Raw genomic sequence first — 21,361 nt, forward strand, 5'->3', positions numbered from 1 at the left:
TACTCCTTACGCGCTCAGCAGCTGCTTCATATCTTCTTCAACGGTGGTCACAGAACGCAGACCAAATTTCTCGTTGAGCACAGCCAGCAGATCCGGCGTGAAGAAGCCTGGTGCGGTTGGGCCAGTGACGATGTTTTTCACGCCCAGGGATAGCAGGGTCAGCAGAATAACAATCGCTTTTTGTTCGAACCAGGAAAGCACCAGCGACAGCGGCAGGTCGTTCACGCCACAGCCCAGTTTCTCAGCCAGGGTAACGGCCAGGATAATGGCAGAGTAAGCATCGTTACACTGACCGGCGTCGATAAGACGCGGCAGGCCTTCGATATCACCAAACTCCAGCTTGTTGAAACGGTATTTACCGCAGGCCAGGGTCAGAATTAGGCAGTCGTCCGGTACGCTGGTGGCGAAATCGGTGAAGTAGTTACGTTCACCGCGTGCGCCGTCGCAGCCGCCGACGAGGAAGATGTGACGCAGTTTTTCGCGGCTCACCAGATCAATCAGGGAATCAGCCGCACCCAGCAGAGTCTGGCGACCGAAGCCGACGGTGATCAGGTGTGGAATTTCGCTGTATGGGAAGCCTGCCATCTGCTGTGCCTGAGCGATAACCGGAGCGAAGTCGTCGCCTTCCAGGTGGCTCACGTTCGGCCAGCCGACGATGCTACGGGTCCAGATACGGTCGTCGTAAGCACCAATGGTTGGGTCGATGATGCAGTTGGAGGTCATCACGATTGGGCCAGGGAAGCGGGCGAACTCAACCTGCTGGTTCTGCCAGCCGCTGCCGTAGTTACCGATCAGGTGTTTGAACTTGCGCAGTTCCGGATAACCGTGTGCTGGCAGCATTTCACCGTGAGTGTAGACGTTAACGCCGGTACCTTCGGTTTGTTCCAGCAGGTTGTACAGATCTTTAAGGTCGTGACCGGAAATCAGAATGCATTTGCCTTCGGTCGCTTTGACGTTGACCTGAGTTGGCGTTGGGTGGCCGTATTTGGTGGTTTCACCGGCATCCAGAATGCTCATCACTTTGAAGTTCATCTGGCCGATTTCCATCGAGCACTCCAGCAGAGCGTTCATATCGGAAGGCCAGGTACCCAGCCACGCCATGATTTTGTGGTACTGAGCGTAAATTTCGTTGTCGTACTGATCCAGAACGTGGGCGTGCTCCATGTAAGCCGCCGCGCCTTTCAGACCGTACAGGCAAAGCAGACGCAGGCCGAGAATGTTCTCGCCGATGGTGGCTTTGTCTTTGTTTGGGGTAAATTCGGCGGCCTGCTGCTGCAGGGCACCCAGATCGTCGCTCGCCAGCTGCAAATCGGCCATTGGGTTGCTGACGGAGGCATTGGCATCGACGGCCAGGCATTGTGCTTTCAGCGCTTCACGCATGGCGATAGCTTCACGCGCGTAACCGACAATACGTGGGGAGTCGAAGTTAACGTTGGTCAAGGTAGAGAAGAACGCGCGCGGGGCAAAGTTATCAACATCGTGGCTGATGATGCCGTATTCACGTGCTTTCACAGCCCATGCGGACAGACCTTGCAGGGAGGCAATCAACAGATCCTGGAGATCGGAAGTTTCAGCGGTCTTGCCGCACATACCCTGTGCGTAAGAGCAACCGTTCCCTGCCGGAGTACGGATGGTTTGTTCACATTGCACACAAAACATGGTCACACCTTTTTAAAGTTATATTTAATATACATGTTTAAGGGTAAGCCTGTACCACAGCCTTGAAAAGCCATTTTTGGTGCAACTTAAAGGGAGGTTGATTTAGCGCAATTTTGGCGGCAGCAGGCGCTACCGCCTTTGGAGTATCAGGCGCTGAAGAAGGCCATCATCAGGGGAACCAGCAGGCTGAGAATAAAACCATGGACGATAGCCGGAGGCACCATTTCCACGCCGCCGGAGCGTTGCAGAACGGGCAGGGTAAAGTCCATCGACGTGGCACCACACAGGCCGAGCGCCGTGGAGCGGCTGCGGCGCACCAGCCCGGGGATCAGCATAATCGCGATCAGTTCACGTGCGAGGTCATTAAAGAAGGTGGCGCTACCAATAACCGGGCCATAGGCATCGGTCAGCAGAATACCTGACAGCGAATACCAGCCAAAGCCAGAGGCCATTGCCAGACCGGTTTTAATCGGCAGACCGAGCAGGAAAGCATTAATGACGCCTGCGACCATCGAACTGACGACGACCACCAGCGCTATTAGCATCCCACGGCGATTGAGAATAATTTGCCGCAGCGTCATACCGCTATTACGCAGCTGAATACCGACGAGGAACAGCAGGAAAATAAGCGTGTATTCGCTAGCATCGGTAGCGTGCTGTAAAAATGCAAGGCCGCTCAGCCCAACGACAAAACCGGCAATAACCACAAAGCACAGCTTTAATGATTCCAGCGCCATGGCTAAACGGGAAGGTAATTTTTCCTGATGGTGTGGATGTCCCCACGGACGTACTTTTTCCAGCCATAGCAGGGCTGCGGTATTACAGGCCAGAATAACCACAACACTAATAGAGGAATAGTAAAGAATGGAGAGGAGATTGGCGGTCAAATTATCCAGAAATGCCAGACTTATCCCCATAAAAAAGAGAATAAGGTACACAATCCAGCTCAGCAGTTGATTAATGAGCTGAAGAGCGCCGCGATGGCGAAGAGGGATAAGGTAGCCGATAATGAGCGGCACCAGAATAATGAGCAATCCGGATAACATGGCTGAGACTGTTCCTTGCAGTATTTTAATAGCGCAGAGACACTACCGAAAACCACATTATGAGTAAAGCCATGAAAAAAGAAAGACCCGGGAATCCCGAGTCTTTAACGTCTGTGTTGTCCGCCCTGGCCTTGCGATGGCAGGTCAGGGCGACATGAATCAGATGTTCGTTATTTCTTTTCCAGCAGGGTGCGATAAATCAGACCACCCAGGATACCGCCGATAATTGGCATGACCCAGAACAGCCAAAGTTGATCCAGTGCCCAACCGCCCTGGAAGATAGCTACCGCAGTACTACGCGCTGGGTTAACGGAGGTGTTAGTGACTGGAATGCTGATCAGGTGAATCAGGGTCAGCGCCAGGCCGATAGCAATCGGGGCGAAACCAGCCGGTGCGTTTTTATCGGTCGCACCATGAATAACAATCAGGAAGCCACAGGTCAGGACGATTTCAATCACGATAGCGGAAAGCATAGAGAAGCCGCCCGGTGAGTGTTCGCCATAGCCGTTAGACGCAAAACCGCTAGCCGCCGCGTCAAAGCCTGCTTTACCGCTGGCAACGAGGTACAAAATAGCCGCTGCAATAATACCGCCGACAACCTGGGCAATAATATAGCCAATGACTTCTTTAGCCGGGAAACGACCGCCGGCCCACAGGCCCAGAGTGACAGCAGGGTTAAAATGACCGCCAGAAATGTGTCCCACAGCATAAGCCATGGTGAGAACGGTTAAACCGAACGCCAGCGCGACGCCCGCAAAGCCAATCCCTAATTCCGGGAATGCTGCAGCCAAAACGGCGCTACCGCAACCACCAAATACCAGCCAGAAGGTGCCGAAGCATTCTGCAGCCAATTTTCTAAACATAACCACCTCGAATCAAAAATATTATCGTCACAAAGGATGACGACAGAAATTATACCTACCGAAAATGGGGGTAGGCATAGTCCGCGTTATTTTAAAAACTAACGTCATCCCTTAACCAGTTAAATAAATACGTGAACTTTGATGCAAAACAATGCGGTGTCATTCCTTAAACAATTTATTCTTCGAATTAGAGTGTAGTGCAATATTTTCGGAATAATCGGGTCAGGGTGACAAGGAGCGCACTTTATTACACTTAATGGTTAATAAATCAACATACGGTCCGGATCCGGGCTAGAGGGCGGATGTCAACCACAGCGCATGCCGCTATACTGCCGATAAAGCAGGATGACCGCTATCGTGTTACGGAGGATTTATGCTTCTTGAGCGCACCGAGATTGCCGGGTTTCGCGGCATTAACCGTTTATCGTTAATGCTGGAAGAGAATAACGTCTTAATCGGCGAGAACGCATGGGGTAAATCAAGCCTGCTGGACGCGTTAACGCTGCTGCTCTCTCCACACGAGGGGCTGTACCATTTTGTACATTCCGATTTCTGGTTTCCGCCTGGTGATATTGAAGGGCGGGAGCACCATCTTCATATCATTCTGACCTTCCGTGAAAATGAACCCGGTCGCTACCGCGGGCGTCGCTATCGCGGTCTATCTGACTGCTGGACGCTTTGCAATGATGGCTATCAACGCATTTTTTATCGTCTCGAAGGCGAGCTAGCCGCCGACGGCAGCGTGCTAACCCTGCGCAGCTTTATCGATAGCGATGGCCAGGCGCTGGAGCTTGATGATATTGATGCCAAAGTGCGGGAGCTGATTCGGCTGATGCCGGTGCTGCGCCTGCGTGACGCCCGTTTTATGCGGCGAATTCGCAACGGGACGGTGCCTAATGTGCCGGATGTTGAAATCACCGCCCGCCAGCTCGATTTTCTCTCCCGTGAATTGGTGACTAGCCCGCAAAATCTCAGCGACGGGCAAATTCGTCAAGGGCTGGCGGCGATGGGACAACTGCTGGAACACTACTTTTCCGAACAAGGTTCCGGCCCGGCGATCCAGCGTTTAATGCGTCGTCGCTCGCATGATGAACAGCGCAGCTGGCGCTATCTGGATCTGATCAATCGCATGATTGATAAACCCGGAGCTCGCACTCATCGGGTGATCCTGTTGGGGATGTTCTCGACGCTTTTGCAGGCGAAAGGGACGGTCAGGCTGGATAAAGATGCCCGTCCGCTGCTGCTGGTGGAGGACCCGGAAACACGTCTGCATCCGATTATGCTGTCGGTGGCGTGGAGCCTGCTCAATCTGATGCCGCTACAGCGCATTGCCACCACCAATTCCGGCGAGCTGCTGTCGTTGACGCCGATGCAAAATGTCTGCCGCCTGGTGCGTGAGTCATCCCGCGTGGCGGCCTGGCGACTGGGTCCGGAAGGGATGAGTGCCGAGGACAGTCGACGTATTTCTTTTCATATTCGCTTTAATCGCGCCTCTTCGCTGTTTGCCCGCTGCTGGCTGCTGGTTGAGGGCGAGACGGAAACCTGGGTTATCAACGAACTGGCTCGTCAATGCGGCCACCATTTTGATGCCGAGGGGATTAAGGTTATTGAGTTCGCTCAATCAGGCCTGAAGCCGCTTATCAAGTTTGCTCGCCGTATGGGGATTGAATGGCACGTACTGGTTGACGGCGATGAAGCGGGGAAAAAATATGCCGCGACCGTACGCGGGGTGCTCAATAACGACCGGGAACTGGAGCGCCATCATTTGACCACGCTGCCTGCTCTGGACATGGAACACTTCATGTATAAGCAGGGTTTTTCAAATGTTTATCATCGCGTTGCACAGCTGCCGGAAAATATACCGATGAACATGCGTCGGGTGATCACCAAAGCGATACATCGGTCATCGAAGCCGGATTTAGCGATTGAAGTGGCGATGGAAGCGGGGCGGCGCGGTATTGAGGCCGTGCCGCCGCTGCTGAAGAAGATGTTTTCCCGCGTGGTCTGGCTGGCACGCGGGAAGGCGGATTAACGCTGGACGGTTAAGGCAATCTGCTGCTGGAGGCTATCCAGCAGCTCATAGCGACGGCGATACTCCGCGCGTTTCTTACTGGCAATTTCTTCCATTGTTTTACGCGGCAGCGCTAATGGCAGCACGTAATCCCCTTCGGCATCGACCGTCGCACTCAACGATTCCCAGAAACTATTGTAATCCGCATGCAGCTTGTCGCGTTTTTTGCGGCGATAGCGCAGGCTGCGATAGATATGGGTTTCGTTACTCACGGCACGGACATGTTCCACCGAAAGCTGTGTGCCCAGCGTAAGCAACGCATCCACCACCAGACGCTTTGGAAACAGGCCGTGGCACGCTTTGGTTGCTACCTGTATCAACTGATGGGGAACATCGGCTTTCGCACCCTGCAATCCACCAATAAAGAAAGTGCTCACGCCATTGTACTGGCACAGCGTGAAAGTCAGCTCGGCCAGGACGGTATTGTCTTCATCGCGGAACGTCAGCGTGGCTTCACCTTCTTTATCCAGCATGGCGTCGGCGCCTAAGTAAATGCTATAGCGCTGGCCTTCTTTTCCTTCGATAGTTGTTAGCAGCGCGCCATTGGCTGACAGATAGCTACTGGCAATGCTATCTGGAAGCTTGTCGAGCATCTGCTGATAGTGGCAGCACAAAGCATCGATAGTTTGCTGAGGACTCATGTGCGTTGATAGCCATGGGCGGTGCAGTCGGCAAGGTAGACCGGGCTGAACATTGAGAATTTGCATCAGCTGCGGCTGTTTGGTCAGGCTTTCCAGCAGTTTGCCGGTCATGCGCGGGGCGCCAAGCGTACGCAGCAGGAACTTGCGGCGATATGCAGGATTCTTCCAGGCCCGTCCTGGCGTTAACGCGCCGGTTGTCAGCAGTCTAAAAAGCTGCCAGCTCGACTCAGGTTGTGGTGAGGAAGAAAGTGGAAGCTCGGCAACGCTAGACATAGGAAAAATCTCATTACAATGAAGGTTTTGCCTATTTAATCAACGGAATGTTCAACGATATTTCAACAAATGCAAAGATTATGGAGAAAGTGTGGAGAATTTATTTTGTTGATGAATGGTTTAGGTTTTATCATTAACTTTTTTGTCTGTTTTTTATGCGCCGATTGCCCGGCGCATAAACAGATTTATCGCGCCCCGAACAGACCCGACATTTGCGTCTGAATTTCATCCAGCAGCAGATAACGGCGGCGGTACTCGGCGCGTTTTTTACTGGCAATTTCTGACTCATCCTTACGCGCGATTTGGATAGGGATATGGAAATAACCCTGCTTGTCGCATTCGCCGCCAACGGCCGCCCAGAATGTATCGTAATCAGACAGTATTTTTTTATTCTTATCCTGGTAACGTTCACCGCGGAAAATATGGACTTCGTTGCTGACGGCGAGAATTTGTTCAACCTGTAGACGTTCAGCAAATCGGCATACGGCTTCCATCACCAGACGTTTTGGGAATAGGCCGTGGCAGGATTTAGTGGCGTTTTGAATGGCCTCATGCGGCAGGTCGCGTTTACCGCCCTGCAGCCCACCGATAAACAGCGTGCGCTTATTTTCATAGGCAATAATGCTAAAGGTCATCTCTGCTAACACATCGCCATCGCTATTACGCATCAGGATCGTACTATCGCCTTCTTTATCCAGATTGACCTGCATAGTCAGTTCAAAGGTAAACATGTCGCCATTTTTACCTTCAACGTTCGCTAGCGGTAAAGCCTGTGTATTCAGGTAGGTCGCCGACTCTTCTGAGGACATGACCTCAGACAACAGCGTATAGTGATAACGCAGCGCTTCCAGCACCTGATGACGGTTAAAATTCACCGCCAGATACGGGCGATGAAGGCGAACCGGCAGGCGAGGCTGTCGTGCCAGCAGAATATTCAAATTTGACCATTGAGACAGTTCGCCCATCCACTCACGGCTTAAACGTGGCATCAGCAAGGAACGCAGCATAAATTTGCGACGGAAACTACGTTGATTCCAGAATTCACCTGGTCGCCATTGGCCGCTAAACAGGCTAAAAAAGAGGCCAAATGCGGAAGGTGGCTGGGAGGATTCGAATGAATTTTCGCTGAGCTGAGACATGGTTTACTATCCAGAAGTACGTTTTGGCGCTGATTTTAGCATTGACGAAATGAATCAATTAACACTACGCCGCCGTTGGCTACCACTTTTCGCAGTTTGTTTAACTCACGTTGAAGTTTGCGTTTACATTCTGTCGAGTGACTCAGAAATTTAGGATTTTTATGAACCTCAAGGGAAAATTTAAAAAACGGTACGCTGTCGCCATTATCGTTCTCATTGTTGCGGCGATTGCGCTCTGGAAAACGCTGAATGCGCCGTTGCCTAATTATCAGACGTTAATTGTGCGCAAAGGCTCCCTTGAACAGAGCGTACTAGCCACCGGTAAGCTTGATGCATTGCGTAAAGTCGATGTGGGGGCGCAGGTGAGCGGCCAGCTCAAAACGCTGTCGGTGAATATCGGCGATAAAGTCGTAAAAGATCAGCTGCTGGGGGTTATCGATCCCGAACAGGCACAAAACCAAATTAAAGAAGTTGAAGCCACGTTAATGGAGCTGAACGCGCAGCGTCAGCAGGCCGATGCCGAATGGAAATTGGCCACCGTCACTTACTCCCGTCAGCAGCAGTTAGCGAAAACGCAGGCGGTTTCGCGCCAGGATTTGGATACCGCTGCGACCGAAATGGCGGTTAAAAAGGCGCAGATTGGCACTATTGACGCACAGATAAAGCGCAATCAGGCATCTCTTGATACGGCTAAAACCAACCTCGATTACACCCGTATTGTGGCGCCGATGCGTGGCGAAGTGACGCAAATTACTACCCTGCAAGGGCAAACGGTTATCGCCGCCCAGCAGGCACCAAATATTCTGACCCTTGCGGATCTCAGTACCATGCTGGTGAAAGCGCAGGTTTCGGAAGCCGATGTCATTCTCCTCAAACCTGGGCAAAAGGCCTGGTTTACCGTATTGGGCGATCCGCTAACCCGCTATGAAGGCACGCTGAAGGATATTCTGCCGACGCCGGAGAAAGTTAACGACGCCATCTTCTACTATGCACGTTTTGAAGTCCCAAACCCGCAAGGCGTACTGCGACTGGAGATGACGGCGCAGGTCCATATTCAGCTTAACGGCGTGAGCGATGTGTTGACCATCCCGCTGTCGGCGCTTGGCGATAGCGTTGGCGACAATCGCTATAACGTGCGGCTGTTGCGAAACGGTGAGGTGAAGACGCGTGAAGTGGTCATTGGCGCGCGTAACGATACCGATGTGGAAATCGCCAAAGGGCTGGAAGAGGGCGATGAGGTCATTACCGGTGAGGGTAAAGCCGGGGCGGCAAAATGACCGCATTGCTTGAACTGACGGATATTCGGCGCAGCTACCCCTCTGGCGATGGCAGCGTAGAGGTGCTTAAGGGGATCTCGCTGCAGATAAACGCCGGGGAGATGGTGGCGATTGTCGGGGCATCAGGTTCGGGAAAATCAACTCTGATGAACATCCTGGGCTGTCTGGATAAACCCACCAGTGGCACCTATCGGGTGGCAGGAACGGATGTGGCGACGCTTGATGGCGACGCATTGGCTGAACTGCGGCGCGAGCATTTTGGTTTTATCTTCCAGCGTTACCACCTGCTGTCGCACCTGACAGCGGCGCAAAACGTTGAAGTTCCGGCGGTGTATGCTGGCATGGAACGCAAAGCCCGGCTGGAAAGGGCGAAGCAGTTGTTACAGCGTCTGGGGATGCAGGACCGAGTTGACTACGCTCCGTCTCAGCTTTCCGGCGGCCAGCAGCAGCGAGTCAGTATTGCGCGTGCGCTGATGAACGGCGGTCAGGTGATTCTGGCGGATGAACCGACCGGTGCGCTGGACAGCCATTCCGGCGAAGAGGTGATGGCAATTCTCCATCAGCTTAAAGAGCAGGGCCATACCATTATCATCGTCACCCACGATCCGCTGGTGGCCGCTCAGGCTGAGCGGGTGATTGAAATTCGTGATGGCGAAATTATTCGTAATCCCCCAGCGCGGGAAAATCGCGTGGCGGCGCGAACCCCGGTGTTCCATAACGTGTCCGGCTGGCGGCAGTTCAGTAACAGTTTCCGTGAAGCGCTGTCGATGGCTTGGCGGGCGATGGTGGCAAACAAGATGCGCACGCTGCTCACCATGCTCGGGATTATCATCGGTATCGCTTCCGTGGTCTCGATTGTGGTGGTGGGCGATGCGGCTAAACAGATGGTGCTGGCGGATATTCGCGCTATAGGCACCAATACTATTGATGTTTATCCCGGCAAAGATTTTGGTGATGACGATCCCCAATATCAGCAGTCGCTGAAATATGATGACCTTCTGGCGATTGAAAAGCAGTCATGGGTCAGTTCGGTAACACCATCGGTATCGAAAAATCTGCGGATACGCGCGGGCAATATTGACGTCGCTGCCAGCGTACAGGGCATTGGTCAGCAATATTTTAACGTCTACGGCATGACCTTCAGCGAGGGGAACACCTTCAATGACGTGCAGGCGGCGGAACGCTCGCAGGTGGTGGTGCTTGATAGCAACACCCGTCGCCAGCTGTTCCCCAACAAAGCCAGCGTGATAGGGGAAGTCATCCTGGTGGGCAATACGCCAGCGACCGTGATTGGCGTGGCGGATGAGAAACAGTCGATGTTTGGCAGCAGTAAAGTGCTTCGCGTCTGGTTGCCATACTCCACCATGTCCGGGCGCGTGATGGGCCAGTCGTGGCTGAACTCAATTACCGTCAGGGTCAAAGAGGGCTACGACAGCGACGTTGCCGAGCAGCAGCTGACCCGGCTCCTGAGCCTGCGTCACGGCAAAAAAGATTTCTTTGTCTGGAACATGGACAGCGTCTTGAAAACGGCGGAACGCACCACACATACATTACAGCTGTTCTTAACGCTGGTGGCGGTGATCTCGTTGGTGGTTGGCGGAATTGGCGTAATGAATATTATGCTGGTATCTGTCACCGAGCGGACGCGAGAAATTGGTATCCGCATGGCGGTTGGCGCGCGGGCAAGCAATGTACTGCAACAGTTTTTGATCGAGGCTGTCCTCGTCTGTCTGGTGGGCGGTGCGATAGGCGTGACGCTGTCGTTAATGATTGCGCTACTGTTGCAACTGGTGCTGCCGGGCTGGGAGATTGGTTTCTCGCCGCTGGCACTGTTGACGGCGTTTATTTGTTCAACGTTAACGGGCGTGTTATTTGGTTGGCTGCCGGCGCGGAACGCGGCGCGGCTTGATCCGGTGGATGCGCTGGCGCGAGAGTAATCGCATCAAAAGAAATGAAAAAATGCCAGTCAGAAGGGCTGGCATTTTGATAGCGGGATGTACACAATGGGGCAGTAAACTAGGCGACCGTTTCTGCTTGTGCTTCCACGGGAATAATGACGCTTGCGTGATTGCCTTTCGGCCCCTCGTGGACATCAAAGTGGACGGACTGCCCGGCTTTTAATGTTCTGTACCCATCCATCTGGATGGTGGAGTAATGGGCGAAGATGTCCTCGCCACCGCCTTCCGGGCAAATAAAACCGAACCCTTTAGCATTGTTGAACCACTTAACAGTACCCATTTCCATACTTCGACATCCTTCGTAATTCTATTATACGTTTAATAAGTAGATGGAATGAACCGGTGGTGGAGTCAGGACTTGTATAAAACCTCACCAACTCTCGCCTGTACAATTTAGATATTTCGCACAGTGCGTCAAGCGTTTGAGGGGGGCGATAGGCGGAAAATGCATCAAAATTTGAAGCAGTTAACGCTATTGACGGGAATGTGACAGAGTTCGCGAATGGCAACTATAGGTGATAGCTATCTATGATCTACAGTAAATTCAGGACCTGTATACGCAGTAATGGGGAGCAACGTGGCGGGTGGGAAATGTTTTACAAGTCCCGCTAATCATCCGCAATCCCAGCGTGTAATCAGGCTCGTCAGCAGCAATAGATGACACCGACGATGATGACTGACAATGAGTAAGACCAGAGACTGGCTGGATTTCGACCAGCTTACGGCAGACAAACTTCAGGATGGGCTTAAACCCCCGTCGATGTATAAAGTGATATTGGTCAATGATGATTACACTCCGATGGAGTTTGTTATTGACGTGTTACAAAAATTCTTTTCTTATGATGTAGAACGCGCAACGCAACTGATGCTAACGGTTCACTATCAAGGTAAAGCGATTTGTGGTGTATTTACGGCAGAAGTCGCCGAGACCAAAGTGGCTATGGTGAATCAGTACGCGAAGGACAACGAGCATCCATTGTTGTGTACGCTGGAACAAGCCTGATACAGGCATGAAAATTGGGGGAGGTGCCAATGCTCAATCAAGAACTGGAACTCAGTTTAAACATGGCTTTCGCCAGAGCGCGCGAGCACCGTCACGAGTTTATGACCGTCGAGCATCTGTTGCTGGCTCTGCTGAGCAACCCATCCGCCCGCGAAGCGCTGGAAGCGTGTTCGGTCGATTTGGTGGCGCTGCGGCAGGAACTCGAAGCCTTCATTGAACAAACCACGCCGGTACTGCCGGTCAGTGAAGAAGAGCGTGAAACACAGCCAACGCTCAGCTTCCAGCGTGTTTTGCAACGCGCGGTCTTCCACGTCCAATCATCCGGGCGTAGTGAAGTGACCGGTGCGAACGTCCTTGTGGCGATTTTCAGCGAGCAGGAGTCGCAGGCTGCGTATCTTCTGCGTAAACACGAAGTGAGCCGCCTTGATGTGGTGAACTTTATCTCTCATGGCACGCGCAAAGACGAGCCAAGTCAGCCTTCCGATTCAGGAACCCAGCAGTCTAACGAAGAGCAAGCAGGCGGGGAGGATCGTATGGAAAACTTCACCACCAACCTTAATCAGCTTGCTCGCGTCGGGGGAATTGACCCACTGATTGGCCGCGACAAAGAGCTGGAGCGCACTATTCAGGTTCTGTGCCGTCGCCGCAAAAATAACCCGCTGCTGGTCGGTGAGTCCGGCGTCGGTAAAACGGCGATTGCCGAAGGTCTGGCATGGCGTATCGTTCGTGGCGACGTGCCGGAGATCATGGCCGATTGCACCATCTACTCGCTGGATATTGGCTCGCTGCTGGCGGGAACCAAATATCGCGGTGATTTTGAAAAACGCTTTAAAGCACTGCTTAAACAACTGGAGCAGGATACCAACAGTATTCTGTTTATCGACGAGATCCACACCATTATCGGTGCGGGTGCGGCGTCCGGTGGCCAGGTTGATGCGGCTAACCTGATTAAACCGCTGCTTTCCAGCGGCAAAATTCGGGTTATGGGTTCGACCACTTATCAGGAATTCAGCAATATCTTTGAGAAGGACAGGGCGCTGGCGCGTCGTTTCCAGAAAATTGATATCACCGAGCCGTCGGTAGAAGAGACCGTGCAGATCCTGAACGGCCTGAAACCGAAGTATGAAGCACACCATGACGTTCGCTATACCGCAAAAGCGGTGCGTGCAGCGGTTGAGCTGGCGGTGAAATACATCAACGATCGTCATCTGCCGGATAAAGCGATTGACGTGATCGATGAAGCAGGTGCGCGTGCGCGTCTGATGCCGGTGAGCAAGCGTAAGAAAACGATCAACGTGGCGGATATTGAATCCGTGGTCGCGCGTATTGCGCGTATTCCGGAGAAAAGCGTCTCCCAGAGCGATCGTGATACGCTGAAAAACCTCGGCAACCGTCTGAAAATGCTGGTATTCGGGCAGGATAAAGCTATTGATGCGCTGACTGAAGCCATCAAAATGAGCCGCGCCGGTCTTGGCCATGATCATCGTCCAGTAGGTTCATTCCTGTTTGCTGGCCCAACCGGGGTAGGTAAAACGGAAGTGACCGTTCAGCTGGCGAAAGCAATGGGCATTGAGCTGCTGCGTTTCGATATGTCCGAGTATATGGAACGTCATACGGTGAGCCGCCTGATTGGTGCGCCTCCGGGATACGTTGGTTTTGATCAGGGCGGCTTGCTGACCGATGCGGTTATCAAGCATCCGCATGCAGTGCTGCTGCTGGACGAAATCGAGAAAGCGCACCCGGACGTCTTCAACCTGCTGCTGCAGGTGATGGACAACGGCACGCTGACCGATAACAACGGGCGTAAGGCTGATTTCCGTAACGTGGTGCTGGTGATGACCACCAACGCTGGCGTGCGCGAAACCGAGCGTAAATCAATTGGTCTTATCCATCAGGACAACAGCACTGACGCGATGGAAGAGATCAAAAAGATCTTCACGCCAGAGTTCCGTAACCGTCTGGACAACATTATCTGGTTCGATCATCTGTCGACCGACGTTATCCATCAGGTGGTGGATAAATTTATCGTTGAGCTGCAGGTACAGCTGGATCAGAAAGGGGTGTCGCTGGAAGTTAGCCAGGAAGCACGCGATTGGCTGGCCGAGAAAGGTTACGACCGGGCCATGGGCGCACGTCCAATGGCGCGCGTGATTCAGGATAACCTGAAGAAACCGCTGGCCAACGAACTGCTGTTCGGCTCGCTGGTTGACGGCGGCCAGGTGACGGTGGCGCTCGATAAAGAGAAAAACGAGCTGACCTATGACTTCCAGAGTGCGCAGAAGCACAAGCCGGAAGCGGCGCATTAAACGGCCAATGTTGGTGATGTAAATAAAAAACCGGGCGAATAAAAGCCCGGTTTTTTTATTCTTAGAATTCAGGCAAAAAAATGCCCCGCATTGAGCGAGGCATTATTCAGCAAAAAGCGCTCGGCATACGTTGCGCCAGACGCTCATTATCTGCGGTTATTAGCGACTACGGAAGACAATGCGGCCTTTGCTCAGGTCGTACGGGGTCAGCTCAACAGTCACTTTGTCGCCCGTCAGGATGCGGATATAGTTTTTGCGCATTTTACCGGAGATATGTGCAGTCACCACGTGTCCGTTTTCCAGTTCTACGCGGAACATGGTATTAGGTAACGTATCAAGTACGGTACCCTGCATTTCAATATTGTCTTCTTTGGCCATCTAATCCTCTGGGGTATCACTACCGTAATTTGAACCGGCAAGATAATGCCGAAGTTCATCAAGTAAGTAAAGAATTGTCCGTCTTAATCGGCGAAAGTCGTTTTTGCGCATCACCCTTTCACCACACAAGATGCTCATGTGATGGGCGCAAACCAGGCCGGAAACAGCAGGATAAACGTGGGCGTTATCTGACTCGAATGATTCCCAAACGGCGGCGGGGCAAAAGGCAGAAGCGACTCTCGTCGGCAATTATATCATCCTGATGGAAATTGTGCTGAAAACATTTACGTTTCAGCTGAAAACAGGCAGCGCGGCACCCAGAATTTATCAGAAAGCGACCCGATTCGCAGATTATCCAGGTATTCCAGGTAGTCACGGCGGGGAATTTCCACGGCGCCCAGCGATGCGGTATGGCTATTAAGCACCTGGCAATCAATTAATTTACCGCCAGCTTGTCTAAATGCCTCACAGAAGACGTACAGCGCAGTCTTAGAGGCGTTCTCTGCGCGGCTGAACATCGACTCACCGCAAAACAGCTCGCCCATGGCAACGCCGTACATGCCGCCTACGAGGATATCGCCTTGCCACACTTCGATAGAGTGCGCGTGGCCGAGTTCATGTAAACGATGGTACGCCTGGCTGATGCTGGTGGTAATCCACGTGCCTTCGTGACGATCCTGCGCGCACCCGTCAATGACCTGGCTAAAGGCATAGTTAAGCGTGACGCGGTAAGGGGAGGTTTTATGGAACCGTTTCATGCTGCGGCTGAGATGGAACTGTTCAGGCCACAATACGGCGCGCGGATCCGGCGACCACCACAAAATGGGATCGCCCGGAGAAAACCACGGAAAAATCCCACGCTGGTAGGCCATCAGCAGGCGCGCAGGCGCGAGATCGCCCCCTAAGGCCAGAAGTCCATTTGGTTCGCGTAATGCGCCCTCCGGGGAGGGAAATGCTATCGAGTGTCGGGAAAGCTGGACAAGGCGCATGCCGCGATGACCTCACGAAACAATGTTAACTAATCATAGTCTACAGACGCTGTTTAAACTGGTAGTAACGACCTTGTTTTGCCAGCAGTTCTGTATGATTACCTTGCTCAATAATTTGCCCGTTGTCCATGACAATAATCTGATTAAATCGCGCCAATCCGCGCAGGCGATGCGTCACCATCAGCAGGGTTTTATCACGCATCACGTCTGCCAATAATTCAAGGATTTGACTCTCAGTTGTGGCGTCCAAACCTTCGGTAGGTTCATCCAGCATCATCAGCGGAGCATCGTGCAGTAATGCGCGAGCAATACCCAGACGGCGTAATTCACCACCGGATAGCTGACGACCGCCTTCACCCAGCCAGGCATTCAGTCCTGCGTCATCAAGCAGTTTTTCGAGACCCGTGCGGCGCAGCACTTCGTTCAGTACCTCATCGCGGGCATCCGGCTTGGCCAACAGCAAGTTGTCGCGCAACGTGGCACTAAACAGGTGTACACGCTGGGGGACCAGGCTCATGGTGCGGCGCAGGGTTGGCTCGTCAATGCTGTTTAGCGGCATATCGTTGAGCTTAATGCTGCCCTGCTGAGGATCCCAGGCGCGGGTCAGTAGCTGTAAAAGCGTCGATTTACCGCAGCCGGTGCGCCCGAGGATTGCAATATGTTCGCCCGCGTTAATGCTCAGCGAGAGATTATCCAGCGCGGGTTGCGACTGTTCAGGATAGGTGAATGACACCCGATCCAGCGTTAGCGCCACCTGCTGCGACAGAACGGTTGTTTGCGTGGGGAAAGTCACTTCCGGCTGCTGTTCCGTAATCTGGCTAACGCGTAGCGCCGAAGCGATAACCTGGCCCAAATGCTGGAATGCGCCGGTCACCGGGGCGAGTGCCTCAAAGGCCGCTAGCGCACAGAAGACAAACAGGGCAATCAGCGCGCCCGGCTGCATGTTATCGCCAACGCCGCCGGCGGCCAGCCACAGCATGGCGACCACCGCAGCTCCGCCGATAAGCAACATCACTGCCTGAGACAGTGCGGTGAGTTCAGACTGGCGACGCTGGGCGTCATGCCAGTTTACTTCGGTCTGCTCTAGCTGTTTACGATAGCGCTGACTGGCATTGAAAATCGTCAGCTCAGCCTGGCCCTGTAACCAGCCGGTTAACTGTTGGCGATATTGCCCGCGGAGCGTGGTGAGTTGCTCACCGGCCGGTTTACCGGCGTGGTAAAACAACGGCGGCAGTATCAGCAACGTTGCCAGCATAATGCCGCCCAGCGTGAGGGCTAACGTAACGTCCAGTACGCTCAGCCCGACGGTGACCACCAGAATCACTACCAGGGCACCAATCAGCGGCGAAATCACCCGCAGGTAGAGGTGATCGAGGGTATCGACGTCTGCCACCATGCGGTTAAGCAGCTCGCCCTGACGGAAACGGGCGAGCCCGGCCGGGGAGAGTGGTAGCAGTTTGCTGAAGGTAAATACGCGCAGATGCTCGAGCACCCGGAAAGTGGCATCATGACTCACCAGACGTTCAAAATAACGGCCCGCGGTACGAATAATTGCCGCGCCACGCACGCCTGCCGCTGGCAGCATATAGTTAAAACTGTAAGCACCCGCAAACCCAACAACCGCCGAGGCTGACAGGAACCAGCCGGAGAGCGTCAGTAAGCCAATGCTTGCTAACAGGGTGACAATCGCCAGAATCACGCCGAGGCTTAGCAGCCATTTATGACGTTTGTAGAGCGCCAGATAAGGTAACAGTGCGCGCATTTAAATCTCCTCCTGACGATTAGCCAGCAGACTGGTGAACACGCCGTTGGCATCAACCAGCTGTTGATACGTTCCCTGCTCAATAATCTGGCCGTTCTCCATCACCCAGATAACGTCCCAGTCCATTAACCCTTCAAGCTGGTGAGTTACCATCAGCGTGGTTTGCTGGGTGGACGCTTCGCTCAGCGCCTGCATTACACGCTGCTCGCTATGGGCATCAAGACTGGCGGCGGGTTCATCAAGCAACAGCAAACGGCACGGCGCGATCAGCGCACGTGCAACCGCCACACGTTGTGCCTGGCCGACGGATAAGCGAGCGGCCTGTTCACCAACCGCGGTGTCGACCCCGTCAGGAAGCTGTGGTAGGAACTCATTCACCCACGCTCTTTCCAACGCGCTAAAGAGTTGATCCTCACTCGCATCCGGATTCCCCAGCAGCACGTTCTCGCGCAGCGTAGTGGCCGGAAGCTGCGGGTTTTGTCCCACCCAGCTCATCATGCGATGCCAGCCTTCCGGCTGGAGATGGCGAAGTTCGACGCCGTTCACTTGCAACGAACCGCTGTAGGGCAAAAAGCCGGCCAGCGCGTTGAGCAATGAGCTTTTGCCCGAGCCGCTTTGCCCGACCAGCACCGCACGTTGTCCGGCATTGAGGGTAAAGTTCAGCGGGCCGACGAGCATTTTGCCTTCTGGCGAGGTGATAAACAGATCTTTAGCGTGCAGCGTCACCGGTTCGCTGGTATCCAGAATCTGTTCACCTTGCTCCGGCTGCGCCAGCGGCGCTTCGAGGAAGGTTTTCAGACTGTCGGCTGCGCCCACGGCCTGCGCCTTGGCGTGATAGAAGGTGCCTAAATCACGCAGCGGCTGGAAGAATTCAGGGGCCAGAATCAGCGCCAGGAAACCGGAGAAGAGCGTTACCGTCATACCATAGCTGCCGAAATTCAGCTCACCCAGATAGGAGAAACCAAAGTAAACCGCGACTAGCGCAATGGAGAGTGAGGTAAAGAATTCGAGCACGCCGGAAGAGAGGAAGGCGAGACGCAGCACTTCCATGGTCCGCTGACGGAAATCCTGAGACGCTTCACGTATGCTTTCTGTTTCAGCTTCGCCGCGACCAAAAATACGCAGAGTATCCATCCCGCGCAGACGGTCAAGGAAATGGCCGCTCAATCGCGCCAGTGCGAGGAAGTTACGTCGGTTGGCATCAGCGGCGCCCATACCGACCAGTGCCATAAACAGTGGGATCAGCGGCGCAGTTGCCAGCAGGATAAGCGCAGCTACCCAGTTTGATGGGAAAATAGCGACCACGATTAATAGCGGTACACATGCTGCCAGCGCCATCTGCGGTAGATAGCGGGCGTAGTAATCGTGCATGTCGTCAATTTGTTCGAGGATAAGCGTCGCCCAGCTCCCGGCAGGCTTACCCTGAATCCAGGCCGGGCCCGCCTGCTGAAGTCGGTCCAGCACCTGACGGCGAATTTCAAAGCGGATTTGTTGCCCAGCATGAAAGCCCACGCGCTCGCGTAACCACACCACCCAGGCACGGAGGATAAAAACCAGCACCAGCTGGATAAACGGCATCAGCAGTGCTTCACGTGGGATATTCTCCATAATCATATGTTGAAGAATACGGGCCAGAATCCAGGCCTGACCGATAATCAGGACGCCGCTGACGAAGCCGAGCAGTCGGGAGATCATCAACCAGCGGCGTGAAAGTACGCTTTGCTGTTTGAGCCAGCGTGTGAGTTCTTGTTGGCGACTTTTATTCATTGGGCGCTTAGCAGGTGGCTTATGGTTTTAGTTACGGGCGCGGCAATGTTACATCGCAGAAAAAATAAAGGCGACTTATCGTCGCCTTTTTTACTTTTGTTACTGACTTGTAAAGATTATTTGCAAGCGTCGGCCAGACCGTCGAGGTAACGTTCTGCATCCAGCGCCGCCATACAGCCGGTGCCCGCAGAGGTAATTGCCTGACGATAAATGTGGTCCATTACATCGCCAGCGGCGAAGACGCCCGGGATGCTGGTTTGTGTCGCATTACCGTGAATACCGGACTGCACTTTGATGTAGCCGTTTTCCAGTTCCAGCTGACCCTGGAAAATGGCGGTATTCGGACTGTGGCCGATAGCCACAAACAGACCCGCCACATCCAGAGACTCAACGGCATCGGTATTGTGCGTATCGCGCAGGCGCAGACCGCTGACACCCATCTGGTCGCCGGTGACTTCGTCCAGCGTACGGTTGGTATGCAGCACGATATTGCCGCTTTCCACTTTATCCATCAGACGCTTGATCAGAATTTTTTCCGCACGGAATGAGTCACGACGGTGAATCAGGTGCACTTCTGAGGCGATGTTAGACAGATACAGCGCTTCTTCAACGGCCGTGTTACCGCCGCCGATAACCGCGACTTTCTGGTTGCGATAGAAGAAACCGTCACAGGTTGCGCAGGCAGAAACGCCGCGACCTTTAAAGGCTTCTTCGGACGGCAGACCCAGGTAGCGGGCAGAGGCACCGGTAGCGATGATTAAGGCATCACAGGTGTATTCGCCGCTGTCGCCGGTCAGGCGGAACGGACGATTTTGCAGATCGACGCTGTGGATGTGATCGAAAATAATTTCGGTCTCAAATTTAGTTGCATGCTCGTGCATACGTTCCATCAGCAGCGGACCGGTCAGGTCGTTTGGATCGCCAGGCCAGTTTTCCACTTCGGTTGTGGTGGTCAACTGACCGCCTTTTTCCAGCCCGGTAATCAGTACCGGTTGCAGGTTTGCGCGTGCAGCATAGACCGCAGCGGTGTATCCCGCAGGTCCAGAACCAAGGATTAGCAGCTTACTGTGTTTGGCCGTGCCCATGAGATCCCCATAATTGTTGGCAGTCATTGGTCTGGATTGTAGGGAATTTGTAGACGTAAAAAAAGAGCATCGCGATTTTGTTAACGATATGTGTAATAGAACAGGCCGATTGATTGCTTGTTTTAACATCAATAAATATAACAATTTCTACTGCACGCTGCGGAATTATAAGACGATTACATGTCAATCAAGCCGGGGTGTTAATGAATATCTGGCATGTTGTACTAAAAAAAGATGTTTTGCTTTGACAATCCCCTGTGCTTTTGCGACAACATTCAAGGAAGAAGAAAAGCAGTGTTTCGCGTGTGGTGAATTTTCATGCACGCAAATGCCATTTTTACCCGGTTTACTGAAATCTACGTATGGTGTGGACAGATACCATACGTGATGTCGGAGAGTGACCGCGAGGCGCCGGGGCTTCTCATACGCATACCCTGGGATATGCGTCGTTGCAGCAACAACGGCGTATTGAAATCGGGATAAGGCTCTGAACAGTGAAGTGACACAGAGTCAAGACAGGAGTAGGGAAGGAATACAGAGAGACAATAATAATGGTAGATAGTAAAAAACGCCCTGGCAAAGATCTCGACCGCATCGATCGCAACATTCTGAATGAGCTGCAAAAAGATGGGCGTATTTCGAACGTCGAGCTTTCCAAAAGAGTAGGACTTTCTCCGACCCCGTGCCTCGAGCGCGTACGTCGCCTGGAACGACAGGGTTTTATTCAGGGCTATACCGCGCTGCTAAACCCGCATTACCTGGATGCATCACTGCTGGTATTTGTTGAGATTACTCTGAATCGTGGTGCACCGGACGTGTTTGAGCAATTTAACACCGCTGTGCAAAAACTTGAAGAAATTCAAGAGTGTCATCTGGTTTCTGGTGATTTCGACTACCTGTTGAAAACGCGTGTGCCGGATATGTCGGCTTACCGTAAGCTTCTCGGCGAGACTTTGCTGCGCCTGCCGGGCGTCAACGACACCCGTACTTATGTGGTTATGGAAGAAGTCAAACAGAGTAATCGTCTGGTAATTAAGACCCGCTAAAACGGAACAGGTGCAAAATCAGCGCAGTTTGATTACACTCCTGTTAATCCATACAGCAACAGTGTCGGGGCAATCTGACACTGTTGTCCGTTTTTAGC

The 21,361-nt window shown here is 53.1% G+C and carries 17 protein-coding genes; 6 read left to right on the forward strand and 11 right to left on the reverse strand.

All coding sequences use genetic code 11. The annotated features are described in order from the left end of the window. Positions 1-6 precede the first annotated feature (6 nt). The 3 genes from hcp to aqpZ form a co-directional block, all read right to left on the reverse strand. Entirely contained in the window at positions 7-1,659 is a 1,653-nt protein-coding gene (hcp, locus tag ABOC97_RS05200) for a hydroxylamine reductase (protein WP_234503722.1), read from the reverse strand. A gap of 146 nt (positions 1,660-1,805) precedes the next feature. Next, a complete protein-coding gene (locus tag ABOC97_RS05205) occupies positions 1,806-2,705 on the reverse strand; it encodes a LysO family transporter (protein WP_349594816.1) in 900 nt (299 codons plus the stop codon). 170 nt (positions 2,706-2,875) lie between these two features. Next, positions 2,876-3,568, reverse strand: coding sequence for an aquaporin Z (gene aqpZ, locus ABOC97_RS05210; protein ID WP_234503727.1), 693 nt, complete (start codon positions 3,566-3,568; stop codon positions 2,876-2,878). A gap of 373 nt (positions 3,569-3,941) precedes the next feature. Between aqpZ and ABOC97_RS05215 the strand changes: the two genes are divergently transcribed. Continuing rightward, positions 3,942-5,600, forward strand: coding sequence for an ATP-dependent endonuclease (locus tag ABOC97_RS05215; protein WP_349594819.1), 1,659 nt, complete (start codon positions 3,942-3,944; stop codon positions 5,598-5,600). On the opposite strand, the gene ABOC97_RS05220 is transcribed toward ABOC97_RS05215, so the two are convergent. Further along, entirely contained in the window at positions 5,597-6,553 is a 957-nt protein-coding gene (locus ABOC97_RS05220) for a VirK/YbjX family protein (RefSeq protein WP_349594822.1), read from the reverse strand. The two genes, ABOC97_RS05215 and ABOC97_RS05220, sit on opposite strands and share 4 nt — an antisense overlap. A 185-nt stretch (positions 6,554-6,738) precedes the next feature. Beyond that, entirely contained in the window at positions 6,739-7,692 is a 954-nt protein-coding gene (locus ABOC97_RS05225) for a VirK/YbjX family protein (RefSeq protein ID WP_349594825.1), read from the reverse strand. Between the two features lie 161 nt (positions 7,693-7,853). Here ABOC97_RS05225 and macA point away from each other — a divergent pair, with 161 nt between their 5' ends. Then, positions 7,854-8,969, forward strand: coding sequence for a macrolide transporter subunit MacA (gene macA, locus ABOC97_RS05230; protein ID WP_349594828.1), 1,116 nt, complete (start codon positions 7,854-7,856; stop codon positions 8,967-8,969). After that, positions 8,966-10,906 (forward strand): macrolide ABC transporter ATP-binding protein/permease MacB, encoded by a 1,941-nt coding sequence (macB, locus tag ABOC97_RS05235; protein WP_349594831.1) that lies wholly within the window; start codon positions 8,966-8,968, stop codon positions 10,904-10,906. The genes macA and macB overlap by 4 nt, the downstream gene beginning before the upstream one ends. 79 nt (positions 10,907-10,985) lie before the next feature. Here the strand turns inward: macB and cspD are convergent, their stop codons facing one another. Beyond that, complete coding sequence (cspD, locus tag ABOC97_RS05240; protein ID WP_052284334.1) at positions 10,986-11,213, reverse strand: cold shock-like protein CspD; 228 nt, start codon at positions 11,211-11,213, stop codon at positions 10,986-10,988. A 396-nt stretch (positions 11,214-11,609) separates the two neighbouring features. Here cspD and clpS point away from each other — a divergent pair, with 396 nt between their 5' ends. Next, complete coding sequence (gene clpS, locus ABOC97_RS05245; protein ID WP_052284335.1) at positions 11,610-11,930, forward strand: ATP-dependent Clp protease adapter ClpS; 321 nt, start codon at positions 11,610-11,612, stop codon at positions 11,928-11,930. Positions 11,931-11,959: 29 nt separating this feature from the next. Further along, on the forward strand, positions 11,960-14,236 hold the full coding sequence (gene clpA, locus ABOC97_RS05250; protein WP_234503735.1) for an ATP-dependent Clp protease ATP-binding subunit ClpA: 2,277 nt from the start codon (positions 11,960-11,962) through the stop codon (positions 14,234-14,236). Between the two features lie 159 nt (positions 14,237-14,395). On the opposite strand, the gene infA is transcribed toward clpA, so the two are convergent. The 5 genes from infA to trxB form a co-directional block, all read right to left on the reverse strand. Continuing rightward, positions 14,396-14,614 carry a translation initiation factor IF-1 gene (infA, locus tag ABOC97_RS05255; RefSeq protein WP_002211347.1) on the reverse strand — a complete coding sequence of 73 codons (219 nt, stop codon included), beginning with the start codon at positions 14,612-14,614 and terminating at the stop codon, positions 14,396-14,398. A 284-nt stretch (positions 14,615-14,898) separates the two neighbouring features. Then, complete coding sequence (gene aat / locus ABOC97_RS05260) at positions 14,899-15,603, reverse strand: leucyl/phenylalanyl-tRNA--protein transferase (protein WP_349594844.1); 705 nt, start codon at positions 15,601-15,603, stop codon at positions 14,899-14,901. A gap of 40 nt (positions 15,604-15,643) precedes the next feature. Continuing rightward, a complete protein-coding gene (gene cydC / locus ABOC97_RS05265) occupies positions 15,644-17,365 on the reverse strand; it encodes a heme ABC transporter ATP-binding protein/permease CydC (RefSeq protein WP_349594848.1) in 1,722 nt (573 codons plus the stop codon). Continuing rightward, positions 17,366-19,132, reverse strand: coding sequence for a heme ABC transporter permease/ATP-binding protein CydD (cydD, locus tag ABOC97_RS05270; protein WP_349594850.1), 1,767 nt, complete (start codon positions 19,130-19,132; stop codon positions 17,366-17,368). It lies immediately after the preceding gene. A 116-nt stretch (positions 19,133-19,248) separates the two neighbouring features. Further along, entirely contained in the window at positions 19,249-20,217 is a 969-nt protein-coding gene (gene trxB / locus ABOC97_RS05275; RefSeq protein WP_349594853.1) for a thioredoxin-disulfide reductase, read from the reverse strand. A 551-nt stretch (positions 20,218-20,768) separates the two neighbouring features. On the opposite strand from trxB, the gene lrp reads away from it, so the two are divergent. Further along, positions 20,769-21,263 (forward strand): leucine-responsive transcriptional regulator Lrp, encoded by a 495-nt coding sequence (gene lrp, locus ABOC97_RS05280; RefSeq protein ID WP_000228473.1) that lies wholly within the window; start codon positions 20,769-20,771, stop codon positions 21,261-21,263. The last annotated feature ends 98 nt before the right edge of the window (positions 21,264-21,361 follow it).

Origin of the sequence: Kluyvera huaxiensis (genome assembly GCF_040149365.1) — a bacterium.
Classification (GTDB): Bacteria; Pseudomonadota; Gammaproteobacteria; order Enterobacterales; family Enterobacteriaceae; genus Kluyvera; species Kluyvera intermedia_A.

Bases quoted from the DNA above. Each gene is read 5' to 3' on its own strand.
- hcp (WP_234503722.1), bottom strand. From the start codon at position 1,659: ATGTTTTGTGTGCAATGTGAACAAACCATCCGTACTCCGGCAGGGAAC.
- ABOC97_RS05205 (WP_349594816.1), bottom strand. From the start codon at position 2,705: ATGTTATCCGGATTGCTCATTATTCTGGTGCCGCTCATTATCGGCTAC.
- aqpZ (WP_234503727.1), bottom strand. From the start codon at position 3,568: ATGTTTAGAAAATTGGCTGCAGAATGCTTCGGCACCTTCTGGCTGGTA.
- ABOC97_RS05215 (WP_349594819.1), top strand. From the start codon at position 3,942: ATGCTTCTTGAGCGCACCGAGATTGCCGGGTTTCGCGGCATTAACCGT.
- ABOC97_RS05220 (WP_349594822.1), bottom strand. From the start codon at position 6,553: ATGTCTAGCGTTGCCGAGCTTCCACTTTCTTCCTCACCACAACCTGAG.
- ABOC97_RS05225 (WP_349594825.1), bottom strand. From the start codon at position 7,692: ATGTCTCAGCTCAGCGAAAATTCATTCGAATCCTCCCAGCCACCTTCC.
- macA (WP_349594828.1), top strand. From the start codon at position 7,854: ATGAACCTCAAGGGAAAATTTAAAAAACGGTACGCTGTCGCCATTATC.
- macB (WP_349594831.1), top strand. From the start codon at position 8,966: ATGACCGCATTGCTTGAACTGACGGATATTCGGCGCAGCTACCCCTCT.
- cspD (WP_052284334.1), bottom strand. From the start codon at position 11,213: ATGGAAATGGGTACTGTTAAGTGGTTCAACAATGCTAAAGGGTTCGGT.
- clpS (WP_052284335.1), top strand. From the start codon at position 11,610: ATGAGTAAGACCAGAGACTGGCTGGATTTCGACCAGCTTACGGCAGAC.
- clpA (WP_234503735.1), top strand. From the start codon at position 11,960: ATGCTCAATCAAGAACTGGAACTCAGTTTAAACATGGCTTTCGCCAGA.
- infA (WP_002211347.1), bottom strand. From the start codon at position 14,614: ATGGCCAAAGAAGACAATATTGAAATGCAGGGTACCGTACTTGATACG.
- aat (WP_349594844.1), bottom strand. From the start codon at position 15,603: ATGCGCCTTGTCCAGCTTTCCCGACACTCGATAGCATTTCCCTCCCCG.
- cydC (WP_349594848.1), bottom strand. From the start codon at position 17,365: ATGCGCGCACTGTTACCTTATCTGGCGCTCTACAAACGTCATAAATGG.
- cydD (WP_349594850.1), bottom strand. From the start codon at position 19,132: ATGAATAAAAGTCGCCAACAAGAACTCACACGCTGGCTCAAACAGCAA.
- trxB (WP_349594853.1), bottom strand. From the start codon at position 20,217: ATGGGCACGGCCAAACACAGTAAGCTGCTAATCCTTGGTTCTGGACCT.
- lrp (WP_000228473.1), top strand. From the start codon at position 20,769: ATGGTAGATAGTAAAAAACGCCCTGGCAAAGATCTCGACCGCATCGAT.